Below are 13,619 nucleotides of genomic sequence, written 5' to 3' on the forward strand. Positions count from 1 at the left end.
CTGCCTACCTTGAAGTCCGCTGCTCCTGAGGGATGAACCGGCTTCCGCCTCTCAAACCTCGGCTACATTGAGCGTTTCGATGACGGCTTTCACCTCGGCATAGAGATTGGATTCGGATTCGCTTGCATCGATCTCGACAACCAAAGCGAAGCGAACAGGCCGCTCATGCGGATTTTCAATCGCCCGCGTTTTCCACCAGCCGGCCACGGGATGCACGGCAATGAAGTTGCGACGAGCAAGATCCGACGCCGGGCATGTAAGCTGGTCTATCTGAAGCGAGCCGACGTCGCGCCGGTTTCGGCCAAACGTCCAGCCGTCATTCTCGTCGATCGCGGGCTCATCGGGCTCTTCAGCCGCCTTGCTGATACGTGCAATGAACGCAGCTCGGCCTTCATTTGCTCGATTCAGCTTGAAGCGCAGATTGTGGGATGCATACCGAAATTTCGAGCCCCGCGCCGGCTCGGAGGGGTTGGGCTCGACAAAGGTGCTGAGCGCCACGCGAAGGGTGACCGGGTGGTTGACCAGCTTGCGCAATTCCTCCACCGGCCATGGTAGCTCGAACAGCTTCATTTCGTTGTGAACATGATCGGCGCCGCCGCTGTCGCTGAGGCGATACGGCGTTATCGTATCCTGGACGATCAGTGTCAGGGCGTTGGAAGCGCTGCGACGGGCTCGCTCCATGTCTGGCACGCCGTATCCATAGCGTTTGAAGAGCGGAGCGAAGTGGCCTTTCCCGGGATTCATAGGCAGGTGGCTGCGCATCCGCTCCGTCCAACGGGCCGACGACACAAACACCGCCCGGATCGTTTCCGGCCACAGATCCGGATAGTCGGACCACAATTCGGTGACCGACCGAGCAGCGAGCGCGGTCGCCGCACTTGTCTCGCCCACGGTCGTGAAGGCTCGGGCCGGGTAGGTGTGATCGGTTGTCAGCAGGGACAGCGCTGCATGTTTCATCGGCGGCGGCGGACCGCTGACCAGCCAGTTGCCGCCCTCCATGACGATGTCCGGTTTGAGCGGCCAATGCGAAGACCAGCTAGCCGTTCGCGACGAGGGTGCAAGGTCGCCAACCGGGGCGAGAGGCGTGCCGGGTTCGCCAGCAGGGAGGGTATTCTTTTCGGTATAGGCGCCAACGCAGACGGCATTCCACGCCTGCGCCGGTGACTCGAGCTCGTTGCCCGGATCATCGCATACGGGAAGATAGTCCCCATTTCCGAATCTGTTCTGGTCGCTGTTGCCGGCGGAAACCAGCATCAGGCGACGTATCTTCACGATCCCGGACACGCCGGCGGACAACTGGTCGAGCTCGCTCGACCAGGACGTCGGAGCGCCGTCGTGTGGGGAATCGTCTTCCGTGGTGCTGGCAAGCAAGAATGTGCGGCGGCGGGTTCCAGTCGTCTCCGCGGCATTGACCGCGGCACGCGTGACCGCGCCGAGCAAATGGTGCGGGTTATGTCCGGCATCCGGAATGATCTTTGCCGATTCGAGCCGATGGCGGATGCGAATGGGCTGCATCGTCTGAAGTGCCACGGTGAGATCGCCGTAGAGCGTGAGCCCTGCAAGTTGGGTGCCATGGCCGACCACATCCTCGACACCCCATGCCGGATCGGCGGCATGGCGATCGGCAGCAGTCAGCGCCGGCTGGATCAGCGGGTGGGCCCGGCTCACGCCTCTATCGAGAAGGGTGACGTAGTTCGGATCGTCGACCGCCTCAAAGGTCGTCCAGCCTTGCAGGCTGTCGACCCAATCATCCTGTTCATCCGGATTCATCGCGTCGAAATAGTCCGCCGTGACGCTTGGTGCGGCCAGCGCCCTGACGCCGGCGAGCCGACGAATGGCCAGCGCTAGCGCCTCGCGGGTGGCCGTCGCGATCACGACGATGTCTTCGGGGAATTCGAGGCGATCGGCGCCGACGGCGACACCGTACTCAGGGCCCTGACCGATAAACCCCGCCGCTTCCGCCTTGTCGAGCCAGATCTCCCAGGGAACGGCGCCCTGCCCGTCCGGAAACCTTGCCGCAGGGCTACGCCACAGCGCGCGCAGCCCTGCCTCGACGATCGCGCCGATGCTCTGCACCAGATCGGCATTGTAGGGCCGGCCGCTCTTGCGGTCTTTCTGCTCAAAGTCCTCGACCTTGCGTCGAAGCTTGCCGAGACCTTCGTCCGTCGCGAAGACGGTGGCACGCTGCGGCTGGTTAAGTGCAGGGCGGGCAGGCTCGACGCGAAGCAAGGTCAGGTCGCTGGCGTTGAGGCTAGATGTGATCATCGGCTCGCCGGCGCGGCCCTCGACTTGTAGATAAACGCCGGGAAGCCCCTGCCCCGCTATGTCAGGGAGATGGTCCAGTGCTTGAAGCAGTGCCTGTGCGTGGCCGGCGCGGTTGGCGACATCACTTGGATGTTTTGCCGACCCGCCGCCCTTTGGTTTGAACTCGTGTCGAGCCGCGACGCTGTACAGAATGAAGTGTTGGCGATCCCTCGGCATTCGCTCCCGCCCCTATACTGTGTAACGAGCGGCGACGCGCAAGTGAGGCGATCACGGCGGCGGTCTCGATGACTTCAGAATTGCCCAACACTGCTCGTCGAGCCGCGTCTTCGCCGGCCGCGACGACATCGGCCGTCGACAGCCCCTCGGCGTGGCGCGCGACGTCACGCCACTCCACGCCGGCGGTCTGGAAGCCGCGCAAGCGCCGGTGCATTGCCTTTTCGATCGCTCCGGCGTCCGGCAACTCATAGGGCAGGACGAGGTCGAAACGTCTCAGCACCGCGCGGTCCAGGATCTCCGGCAGGTTGGTGGTCGCCACGACGATCGACGGGCCGGTATTCTCATCGAGGAACTGGAGGAACGAATTGAGGATCCGCCGCGCCTCGCCGATGTCGTTTTCGGCGCCGCGGGCCGCCGCCAGCGCATCGATCTCGTCGAACAGATAAATGCCGCGCGTTGTGTGCACCGCGTCAAAGATCATACGCAGCTTCTGCGCCGTCTCGCCCATGAACTTGGTAATCAGCCCATGCAGAAGGACGGTGAACAGCGGAAACTTGAGCTCGCCGGCGAGCGCCTCGGCGGTCAACGTCTTGCCGGTCCCAGGCGGTCCAGCCAACAGCAGCCGGCGGCGGGGGCGTAGTCCCTTCTCTTCGAGCCGTTCCGTCATGCGGGTTTCGATGACGATATGGGCCAGTTCGTCCTCTAGATGCGCAGGCAGGATCAGATCGTTCAGTCGAGTCGTCGGGTAGCTCGCGCTCAAAAAACCTGCGAGATCGCCACGCGGCGCGGCGAGCGGCGTTGGCCTGGTCGCAACCTGCTTCGGCGGTTGCTGGCCGGCGTCGGCCCATTGGCGCAACTGTTCAGCCAGGCGGGAATGACCCTTCTGCTCCTCGCTTGCAGCAAGCTGCATGGCGAGATCGAAGAAGCGCTTTTCGTCGCCTTCGGCGTGGCTCTTCACGAGCCCGATGAGCTGTTGTGCCGATGCCATAGCAAAATGACCTTCCCGAGCCCCCGCCGGACGCGACCATGGCAATCAGCGTCCACAGCAGTTTATAGACAGAACTTCTTAACAGACCAGAGCATTCGCGCAGGTGACCCGCCAGTCCACGTCTAAATTTGGTGAACTCCTGCCAGATCGGCGCTTGCTTTCGCGGGTTCACGTTTGCATGACAAATTGTCCCCATTGAGTCCACGCGGCACGGCTACATGATCCCCCATGCCCGGTAGCGTCCCCTGCCGGTGATCTCGCGCAGTCCGAGGTCGGCGACGAGATTGAGCGCGTCCCGTGGGCGCAGTTCCTGTGGGGTGTGGCGACCAAGACGATTTCGACCGACCGCTTCACAGGCCGTGTTACCCGTTTCATGCTTGGGATTTGATCTCGCTTAGGGACCTAGACTAGCGTGCTGCGGGCTACCTCATTGCCGGACGCGATGCAGTCGTAAGAGCTTTTCGAAAAAGTCGTCGATCCTCGGCTCAGCCCCGTTGCCGACTAGCTCGTTCGCTCCAAACCGGTAAACTTCGTATCCGGCCAGTCGCAATTCACGGTCAGCTGACCAGACGAATGGGAGGAAACATCCGGCGCACCGCGCATATGGGTGAGCAAAGGTTACACTTCAACAACATGCCGTAGGCTACCAGACTTGTTGTCTTGGTGCACTGAAGCTTGCGTGCCTGATGCGATCGCTGAAATGCTTTGAGCCAGGTGCAAAGCGACAGGGATTGGCGATCGTCATCCCGTCATCCTCGCCGTCGCGCCGTTCGCCTTGAGCGCCGCCATCAGCATCGGCCCGACGGAGAACTGCCCTGCCGTCGCCTTTTCGGTCAATACCCGCAAATAGCCGCCGGCCGAGTTGATGTGCTGCGCCCTTTGCAGAATACAGGCAATCACGATCGCCGCGATCTCTTGGCCCATCACATGGCAAGCCTCCTCATACGCTGACGGCGAAACGCCCAGATATCCCCTCACCTGGGCGGCGGTAATCATGAGATCGCGCCAATTGCCGATCCCATCGACGGCATAATCCGCAATTTCGGGGCAGGCCTTCAGCACCATCCCCAGCGGGTATGTTTTCGGCGCCTCTGCGGTTCTCGTCCTGGGCTCGGCCGTCGCCCCGCTTTTTTCTAGAGCAGGTTCAAATTCAAAAATAGAGTCGGTATTTGAATCAGATTGCTGCCGCTCGTTTTGAGAGTCATTGCCGCTCGGATTCGTGGATTTCATATGGATTTCCAGCAGCTTATCCACATCATCACGCAAGGCGGCCAGGTCGGCAACGATAGGCTCGAGCTCGGCAATGCAAGCTCGGCGCGGAATTGCCTCCACAACGCGGCGGAAACGCTTCCACAGGCCTCCCCAGTCGCCTGGGACATCTTCGTCAAGGGCCGCCTCTATCAGCTTGTGGATGTCACGGCGGTGCAAGGTGATCCGCTCGCGCATTAGCCTGAGCGCCCGGTTGTTGGCACGCACACGCTCGGCCGCCGCCTCGAACTCGTAAGCACGGGCCAGCAGCGGCGCCAGGGAGAAGCCGAATGCTTCCTCGATCTCCCCTCCCCTGCCCTTACGGGCGTAACGCTTGCCGTTCGGGCTATCCCGACGGATGATCAGCCCGCAGTCAACAAGAGCCGCCAGGTGCCGCCTGACTGTGGGCTCGGGCATTCCGTGCGCCCTGAGCGACAGCTGTGCGTTCGAGGGAAAAACGATGAGGTCGTTTTCCTCACTCAATTCGCTGTCAGGATAGAATGACAGCAACGCATTCAGCACGGCCAAAGCGCGATCGCCGATGCCGACGATGCTCTTACCCTCGCACAGGTTGCGGTAAATCTGCCACTTGTCGACGACCCTGCCCTTGGGGATTTCACGTGAATCGTTTTGCGCTGCCAGCATGGCAAGCGACATCGGCCGCCGCCCAAAGGGCGTCGTTGCAATACCCGTCTCCATTTTCTTTCACCCTCTATCAGGCAAAAGAAATCTGCTCGCCAAAACGGCGCCACGACTCTTGACAGTGATTCGGGGAAATGCGATTCTCAGCTTGCGACAGACGAGAAGGGCTTCCGCGACGGTGACGTTCGGGGGCCTTTTTCTTTTGCGGTTTCAGTCTCCTGTTGATGTTTTCTCCGACTTTCTGAACGCCTCATAAAGGTTGCCCAGATTATCGGAAATCCACGTCCCAAAGCGGCTGCCATTCATCTCCTTCACGGCGATCGTGACGGCCTTGCCTGCCTTCTTGACGCTGACGCTGACTGATTTGTCCTCGGGGACCCAGGATTGTGCTTGGGACTTCACAGCTACCTTGCGAACCGGCTTCCCCTTCGCGTTCAGCGCTGCTAGCAACCTTTCGAAGCGTTCGTTGCTTTCCAACTCACCGAATTCTGGTCCGGACAAGATTGCATTAACGATTTCAGATTTCTTGCCGGCGAGCAGAGACAGCTCCACCCACCGCTCGCGGCCAACAGACGTAGCTGATCCAATCTTGCCGATCACAGATGCCGGAATTCTTGTGGCAACCGATACCATCTTCGAGACCGCAGCGGCGTTCGAGGCCAGTGCTGACGAGATCACGTCTCTGTCGTACCCCAAATCCTCAAGACGCTTTGCGAACATGGCCTTCTCGATGAAACTGAGATTTGCCCGAGCGGAATTCTCCTGGCCCTGGGCAATTACATGGGTCTTGTCGTCGATCTCCTTGACGACCGCCCTCACCTTCCGTCCCAGTTCGCGGGCGACTCGGACTCTGCGATGGCCAAAGACGATCATATAGCGGCCGTTGGAGCCCGGATGCGGACGGACAAGTATGGGAGAGTCCTGCCCCCTCTCCCGAATCGCTGCCAGGAGCTCTTGGTATTGTTCCTCGTCGTCGTCCATGCGGTCGGAAACGAACGACCCGTCGACGGCGCTTGGGTCGAGTTCGACGACATGCTCCCCCTCAAGATACGCATCCGCTTGCTTTGCCAACTCGTTGACCGAGCGGATCATGGATTTTGACGCGCCGCGGATCGGATATGCCGCAGTGGAGGCAGATGACGCCTGGTCGCCGGTCTCCGCTTCTACGAGGCCTGCAAGAAGATTCTTACGTGCCATATTTACCTCCAGATAGCGCGTAGTCCATTGAATGCATTGGCAAAATATCCACTTTTGTCAGCAGACAAAGTCAACGCCCCCATGCGTCATGAATCAGATCTACGATTTCGCCATTTACGACGTCCAAGGCTTCCATTGCCCGCTCATATGTTGAACGAGTCATCGCATTCTTTTCGACTTCGTAGAGGGTCTGCTTGGTAATCCCCGCATCGGAAATCGCCGTTGATTTCAGCATCTGGTTCTTGAGGATGAATTCGCCGAACAGCGTATGCAGGAACGCCACCATCTGCGCTTGCGGCTGATCCGTCGGCTCGAAACGGGTAACAAGATAGCGATACCACTCCAAATTCACCTCGGCGCCGGCCGCTCTGATCGGCTCCAGGATGTTCCCGAGCATCAGCAGAAACTGGCCCATGCTCATAACATCGAGCATCTGCGGATGGATCGTGATCAACACTGAGGTGGCCGCGGTCAGTGCGGTGATCGTCAGGTAGCCAAGCTGCGGCGGACAATCGATGACTATGACATCGTAGCGATCATCGACCTCCATCAATGCCTTCGAGATGCGCGTAAAAAACGCCCTGCCCACGTTCGAAGACTTGTCCGTCATTGCCAGAGGCGTGTCGTATTCGAATTCCTGCAGCTCTAGGTTCGCAGGGACGATATCCAAGCCCGGGAAATTCGTCGGCTTGATGATTTCCGAGAGAGGCACCTTCTCGTCGTCATAACGAATCGCATCATAAAGCGATTTCGTGTGGTCGAGTTCAGGTTGGAACCCATACAACGAAGAAAGCGACGCCTGCGGATCGAGATCGACAGCAAGGACACGGTGCCCGGTAAGCGCAAGATATTGGGCGAGGTGGGCAGCGGTAGTGGTCTTTCCGCTGCCACCCTTGAAATTGACCACAGCTAAAATCTGAAGTCTCTCGCTCGGCCGCCGATGGGGAACATACATGCGGGCGTCAGATCGCCCGTACTGGTCGAGATACTGGCGCAGCTCAAGCATCTGTTCAGCACTGTACGAGCGCCTGCCCGACGTCGAGGTTTCAGGCACCGGTCCCTTTCCTTCCAGATGCAGTTTCTTCAGATGGCTCTGGGAAACCCCCAGATAGGTCGCAACCTCCGCCAGCGAGAACGAACGAAGACTCTTCTTTGCGTGGGGAGGGAAGCGCTGCATCGAAAGCAGGTGCAATTTCTTCGATATCTGGTCGCCCTGATCGAGGATGCTTTTCTCGAACAGCAGCGGGACTTTAATAGGAACGGGCGAACTCACGTTCATTCGATAGATGCCCTCTAAAAACGATTTTTGACGCAAAGGCGCTAAGCAACCGTCATTATGTCCGATTCGTTCGCCCGGGCAAGAAATTTAAAGTTAACAAAAGCTTAATGGTCTCGGGATAGAATCACCGAATGATTCATACAACTGAATATGCTAGACAATTCGGCGATTTTGTCTGCGGACAAATGCTGCTTACCCAAGCGTCACGCAGCAGTTCTTAGCGGTTTACCTGGCGACCTGCACCGCCGCCTGAGCGTGGCAAGTGGTCGTGACATTGAGCTTCTGACGAATAGCTGCAGATGAAAATCGCCGGAAGCTGACCCGACATTGCAAATTGACCATGTCATCTTCCGTCTCCCTTGAAAGAAGCTAAGCCACGCGTTTCAGCTGATAGCGCGGAGGAGAGAAGGCAGCGCTCGCTAGTTCTTCGTCGCCATCACGATAAAAGCCAAGCATCAGGACGGAATGGTGGGGACGATTTCGCTCACCAGACGAAATGTGAATAGCGGTCGTCTTCCCGATCCGTCGAAGATGGTTCCCGAACAGATGCCAAGTCGCGTCTCGGTGAGACCGCTTCGACGAAAGCGCTGTCGCTTTACTTCCCGCTTCCAATCGAGACGCTAACTACCTTCTCCAGCGACATAGAGGGGAGTCTTTCAGAGCGCGGATGCTCTTGGTGAGATTGGCTCGAAAACGGCCACGCTGTCTCTGATACTTGCGTGTCATCACCGTCGAGGCGTGGCCAAGCTGCTTCCTCACATAGCGTTCATCAACTCGGCGGAGGACGCGAGGCCTGCGCCAGAAGACCTTTGGCCGCGCTCCGAAAGATCCCGCGCACACCGGCGGCAAGGCCGCGCGTTTGACCAGCCGCGCCACCTGCTGACCGTTCAGCCGATCGGCTCCCAACACTTTGCCCTGACCGGTGACGCGGCGGGAGGGGCCATGCGCAATACGGGCCAGCTTCAGCCAAGCCTACAGGGCGACGACCGGGCAGGCGGCGTCGGACGAGCCGCGACCAATTTCGACCTCGCGCCAGCCGGTCTTGCCCGCAACCAGCACGCCCATGTCTGGAAAGAATTCAATCGAGCGCGGCCGTCCTCGGTTTGATCGCCCGCAACATCAAGGCCGACGATTTCGGAGCGGCGCAGCCACCGGCGAAGCCCAAAAGCAGCATGGCGCGGTCGCGCAGACCGCGCAGTGTGACGTGGTCGAGTGTTTCCTGCACGGCGAGAACATCCTCGCGCAGGATGGCTTCCCTTTGACGGGGCGGGGAGGCGTGTTTGTTACGGATGCCGACGAGCACGGTGGCGATGCCCGGTCGTTCCGGTCGAGCGGTTGACCGCGTGGTGTATAGTTCCAGGTCAGCGACGACACAGGCGGCGCTCGATGGACGACACCGACTTGTTGTTGTTTGCCGATCCCGAGGCCTAGGGCCGTGATGTAGACGCCGACGATTTGTGGGTCCGGCGGCTGCGGATCAAACGACTGACGCCGGCAGCAGGCGCAAAAATGCCTCCCGTCGGCGGCATAGGCGCGACGGGTGTTTGCCGAACTTGCTGCCTCGACATAATCGCGCGCACGGTCGGCTTGATCCACGTGCCTGCTAGGGCGGTGGCAACAGCCTAAATTGTTTGTCCCTGAGCTTGAAAGCTGTCGAGAAGTGCCATATCTTTTGCACAAGAAATATGACTCTCGATATGGTAGGGTGAATACCGTGGCCCATGCACTCAAGATCCCAGAGCAGAACGGACCTCTCATCTTGTCCTACATGGACCGGAATGGGAAGATTGCGATCGAGCAGGTCGCGGACGGTTTTGGCATGTCCAAAGGCCAGTTAGCCCAGACTGCCGGTCTTGCGCGCGAGACCCTTTACCGGTCAGAGCGTAGCGCCACGGTAAAGACCCAGGGGCGTCTGCGGGAAATGCTCGAGATCATCAGCCGCGTAACGGATTGGGCGGGTGGCAAGGAGCAGGCGATGGCTTGGTATCGGGCTCAGCCACTTCCAGCGTTTGGGGGACGCACCGCTGAGGCGCTGGTGAAGGACGGCAAGGCCGCAGCGGTCCGTGATTATCTCGATCACATGGCCGTTGGCGGGTTTGCGTGAGGGTCGTCAGAACCTGCTACCGCGCACACGACCCACGTTGGGCATTCAAGCCGACTTCCGGCGAAGGAGCGGCGATCCGAGGCGCCCGATTCAATCCCAAAGGCGTGCCGGCACTCTATCTGGCACTGACCATCATGACTGCGATCAAGGAAGCCAACCAGGGCTTCGCACAGCGGATCGATCCGTGCGTGCTTTGCTCCTATGAGATTGATTGTGACGACATCGCGGATCTGACAACGCAAGAGGGGAGGGGAGAGTTTTCTGTGACGCTCGAAGAGATGGCCTGCGCCTGGGCAACTGCTCTCAGCGACGGAGAGCGCCCGGCGTCCTGGTCCATCTACGACCGGTTGCGACCTCGAAATATTGCCGGCATTGTGGTCCCAAGTTTCGCGCCGAGCGCCGAGATGGAGGATCGCAACCTGGTCCTTTGGGACTGGGGTCCGGATCTGCCGCACAAGGTAACTGTATTCGACCCGAGCGGCCGGTTGCCGAAGGACCAGCTATCCTGGCGATAACGCATTCTCGGCATCCGAAGGGCAGGGGAGGGCGCTTGCGGCCTACAGTCCACTGGCCTTGGTGAGATTGACACGGAAACGATCGCGCCGGCGCTGATAGCGGCGAGTCATTTCAGCCGAGGCATGGCCGAGCTGTTTTTGCACATGGCGCTCGTCGACTTCAGCCGAGGAGGCAAGCCCTGCACGTAAGGAATGGCCCGAGAATTTTGTCGCGCGATCGCCTTCGGACAGGTCGCCGCGGACACCAGCGGCGAGAGCGGTGCGCTTGACCAGCCGCGCCACCTCCTGGTCGTTGAGCCGCTCGGCGCCTACTTTTTTGCCTTGCCCTGCCACCCTGCGAAAGAGGGGGCCATGGCCGATCCTCGCCAATTTGAGCCAGATCTGCAGCGCGACAACCGGGCAGGTGGCATCGGACGAGCCGCGGCCGATTTCGACTTCGCGCCAGCCGGTCTTTCCGCGCAAGGTCACCAAAACGCCCTTGTCCGGGAAGAATTCGATCCAGCCGGAAGAATCCTCGGTCTGGTCACGGCCGACGTCGAGACCGACGATTTCGGAGCGGCGCAGGCCGCCGGCGAAACCCAGGAGCAGCATGGCGCGGTCGCGCAAGCCGCGTAAGCCGGCCCGGTCCAGCGTTTCCAGCATGGTGATCAGGTCTTCCGGCAGAATGGCTTCCTTTTGCCGGGGAGGGGAGGCGTGGCTGTTACGAATGCCGGCCAGCACGGTGGCGATGTGCCGGTCTTTCCGGTCCAGCGGCTGGCCACGCTGAGAAAAATTCCAGGTCAGCGCCGAAAGCCGCCGCTCGATCGTCGACACGGATTTCTTATCCCCTCCCGACCCCGAGGCTTGCGCGGTGATGTAGAGGCCGACGGTTTGGGGATTTGGCGGCAACACATCGAGATGCTGGCGGCGCGCCCAGGCGCAAAAATGCTTCCAGTCGGCGGCGTAGGCGCGGCGGGTGTTGGCGGAGCTTGCTGCCTCGACGTAATCACGGGCGCGCTCGGCTAGCCCTTCCAGATGAGCCGGAAGGCCAACAATTGGCTGCGCGGCCGGTGCCGTGTTCTCCCCCGAAAAGTCGTCTGACGGCTGTCCCATGGCGAGAACGGCATCGATGATATCGGGGAGATCGTCGGCGACCGCCTCTGCTGGCGAATGATCGATGACGGCGGCCGTGCTGTGGGACGGTGCGGAGGTCGGGTCGACGTGTTTTTCCGAGTTCTGCGCGCTGAAAACGGCCATTCGCACTATAAAGAGCAAAACGAATGATAATGCAAGATTATCGTTCGTTGTGTTTGTGCGACAGGTACAGCGCTTTTTGCCCATTTCTGTTGCTAAAAGCGCCGCCATGATTCATCGTGCCTTCGATGATTCTGCGTCCTAAGCCCTCTCCGCGCGACCACGGGCCGCTTGTCGGTGCCCCTTCGATCGGATCGATGGCAACGGTGCCGGGCTGGCTGCGCCGGGCTGCTGCCCTCGACGCCCAGAGGGTTGCGGGACAAGGCATTGGGGACATTGCGATCACAGCTGGCGCGGCCATTGGCGCGCTCGATGCGATGGTACGTCGGCAGGAGCGCTGGGCCGGCGCCTGGCGGCAGCGGCTGGCGCTTGCGGCGGCCGCGACAACGGCGAAGCAGGCAGGCCGCGTCGAGGATGAAAATGCGCTGCGCGATGCCGTGTTGCTCACACGGCCGGGCGATTTTTTGTCTGTCGGTCCCGCGGGGCTTTTGCTGCTCGCGTGGCGTCGGCTGGCGGCCCGGCCCGGGGACGAAATGCTGTCGGAGAAAAACCTCGCTGCGGTGTTGGAAGAGTTCGGCTACTCCCCGGATGATGAGGCGGTCGGTGATCTGGCCGGCGAGCTTCGGCAACTCGCGGCCGGCGCTGGCATGGTCGCAACGCTGACAGGCGCCTTCGCGGCCGCCGAGCGTTACAGCCTCGGGCGCGCCGTCGGATCCTGGTTCGCCGATGCCTTGCTGGCGCAGCGGCTGGACTGGGCGCATGCGGTGCCCTTGCTGGGCGCGGAGGTGGTTGCTGGTCTCGGTGCCAGCCGTCCGCGCCGATCAGGAATCGCCGTTGCGGCTGCGGGCATCGCGGATGAAGCCGGCCGTGCGAAGAGTCTGCTTGCCGCCCAGGCGCGCGCCGCGCTGCGCGCCATTGATCTGTCGGCCGAGCTCGGTCGCCGGGCGGACCGGCTGCTTGCCGTTGCGCCGAAACTCAGGGCCAAGGCGGCGGACGCTGTCGTCGACAAGCTCCTGTCAGACGATGCGATCGTTGCCTCGGAAAAGATCTCAGGCATGAGCGATCGCGGCCTGCGCCGGCTGTTCGACCGGCTGGTTGAACTCGGCGCCGTGCGTGAACTGTCCGGCCGCCCAACCTTCCGCATCTACGGGCTCTGACGATAATGGCAAGGACGGCGAAACAGGCGAGACAAAAAGCTGATGTCCAGCGAATGCTGGTTGATCGGGAGTTGGATCACCTGCCGCCGGAGGCGCGCTGGCGCGAATGGATGCAGCGCGTCGAGGCAACCATTTTTGCCGCCAGCGAACCCGTATCCCGCGAGACGCTTGCCCGGATCGTCGGCAAAAGCTGCAGCATCGATCTGCTGATCGACGACATCCGCGAAGAGCTGCGTGGCCGGCCCTATGACCTGGTCGCCGTCGCCGGCGGTTTTCGGCACTTGACCCGGCCGGCCTATGCCGACGCCATCCGTGCCGCGGTCGGCGGCAACGAGCGAGCCGTGGATCTGACACAATCTGAAGTGCTGGTGTTGATGTGCATCGGCTACTTCCAGCCGATCACCCGCGCCGAGTTGTCATCTTTCTTCGGCAAGGAGATCAGTCGCGATTTTATTGGTCATCTGCGCGGTGCCGGCCTGATCGCTTCCGGTCCGCGTAGCCCGACGCCGGGAGCGCCCTACACTTATGTCACGACCAAAGAATTCCTGCTGGAGTTCGGGCTTGATACGCTGCGCGATTTGCCGGATTTCGAGGCGCTCGAGGATGCCGGGTTGCTGTCGAAGGAGAAACTGCTGGCGGGTGATATAGCGCCCGACTTTTCCTCCCACGGTTACAATGCCGACGTCGAGATCGAGGATTAGCTCGGCGCCTGCCGCGCATGAGCCGACCGACGTTACGTATTGGACGCGGGGATCGTCGGAAGGAACTTGGGACT

At 60.8% G+C, this 13,619-nt stretch carries 10 protein-coding genes and 2 pseudogenes; 4 read left to right on the plus strand and 8 right to left on the minus strand.

Annotated features, from left to right (window positions below; translation table 11 throughout):
* Positions 1–51: 51 nt before the first annotated feature.
* The 7 genes and pseudogenes from CKW40_RS29780 to CKW40_RS29810 all read right to left on the minus strand — a co-directional run bounded on the left by CKW40_RS29780 (position 52) and on the right by CKW40_RS29810 (position 9,515).
* Positions 52–2,229 (minus strand): S8 family peptidase, encoded by a 2,178-nt coding sequence (locus CKW40_RS29780; protein ID WP_244571332.1) that lies wholly within the window; start codon positions 2,227–2,229, stop codon positions 52–54.
* Between the two features lie 157 nt (positions 2,230–2,386).
* Positions 2,387–3,469 carry an AAA family ATPase gene (locus CKW40_RS29785; RefSeq protein ID WP_095203382.1) on the minus strand — a complete coding sequence of 361 codons (1,083 nt, stop codon included), beginning with the start codon at positions 3,467–3,469 and terminating at the stop codon, positions 2,387–2,389.
* A 214-nt stretch (positions 3,470–3,683) separates the two neighbouring features.
* A pseudogene (locus CKW40_RS45420) lies at positions 3,684–3,770 on the minus strand (helix-turn-helix domain-containing protein); the annotation flags it as partial.
* Positions 3,771–4,210: 440 nt separating this feature from the next.
* Complete coding sequence (gene repC, locus CKW40_RS29795; protein ID WP_095203383.1) at positions 4,211–5,416, minus strand: plasmid replication protein RepC; 1,206 nt, start codon at positions 5,414–5,416, stop codon at positions 4,211–4,213.
* Between the two features lie 153 nt (positions 5,417–5,569).
* Positions 5,570–6,556: a plasmid partitioning protein RepB gene (repB, locus tag CKW40_RS29800; RefSeq protein ID WP_095203384.1), complete on the minus strand. Its 987-nt coding sequence runs from the start codon at positions 6,554–6,556 to the stop codon at positions 5,570–5,572.
* Between the two features lie 70 nt (positions 6,557–6,626).
* Entirely contained in the window at positions 6,627–7,835 is a 1,209-nt protein-coding gene (gene repA, locus CKW40_RS29805) for a plasmid partitioning protein RepA (protein WP_095203385.1), read from the minus strand.
* 624 nt (positions 7,836–8,459) lie between these two features.
* Positions 8,460–9,515 (minus strand): annotated as a pseudogene (locus tag CKW40_RS29810) (tyrosine-type recombinase/integrase).
* Between the two features lie 34 nt (positions 9,516–9,549).
* Here CKW40_RS29810 and CKW40_RS29815 point away from each other — a divergent pair.
* Complete coding sequence (locus tag CKW40_RS29815) at positions 9,550–9,939, plus strand: MbcA/ParS/Xre antitoxin family protein (RefSeq protein WP_006339603.1); 390 nt, start codon at positions 9,550–9,552, stop codon at positions 9,937–9,939.
* A complete protein-coding gene (locus tag CKW40_RS29820) occupies positions 9,936–10,454 on the plus strand; it encodes an RES family NAD+ phosphorylase (RefSeq protein WP_095203386.1) in 519 nt (172 codons plus the stop codon). The genes CKW40_RS29815 and CKW40_RS29820 overlap by 4 nt, the downstream gene beginning before the upstream one ends.
* A 42-nt stretch (positions 10,455–10,496) precedes the next feature.
* On the opposite strand, the gene CKW40_RS29825 is transcribed toward CKW40_RS29820, so the two are convergent.
* On the minus strand, positions 10,497–11,546 hold the full coding sequence (locus CKW40_RS29825; RefSeq protein WP_244571346.1) for a site-specific integrase: 1,050 nt from the start codon (positions 11,544–11,546) through the stop codon (positions 10,497–10,499).
* Positions 11,547–11,884: 338 nt separating this feature from the next.
* Between CKW40_RS29825 and CKW40_RS29830 the strand changes: the two genes are divergently transcribed.
* Together CKW40_RS29830 and scpB are read left to right on the plus strand one after the other, a co-directional pair.
* Positions 11,885–12,844, plus strand: coding sequence for a DUF1403 family protein (locus CKW40_RS29830; protein ID WP_244571333.1), 960 nt, complete (start codon positions 11,885–11,887; stop codon positions 12,842–12,844).
* A gap of 53 nt (positions 12,845–12,897) precedes the next feature.
* Positions 12,898–13,545, plus strand: coding sequence for an SMC-Scp complex subunit ScpB (scpB, locus tag CKW40_RS29835; RefSeq protein WP_439331011.1), 648 nt, complete (start codon positions 12,898–12,900; stop codon positions 13,543–13,545).
* Positions 13,546–13,619: the final 74 nt, after the last annotated feature.

Source organism: Mesorhizobium carmichaelinearum, assembly GCF_900199455.1.
GTDB classification, from domain to species: Bacteria; Pseudomonadota; Alphaproteobacteria; order Rhizobiales; family Rhizobiaceae; genus Mesorhizobium; species Mesorhizobium carmichaelinearum.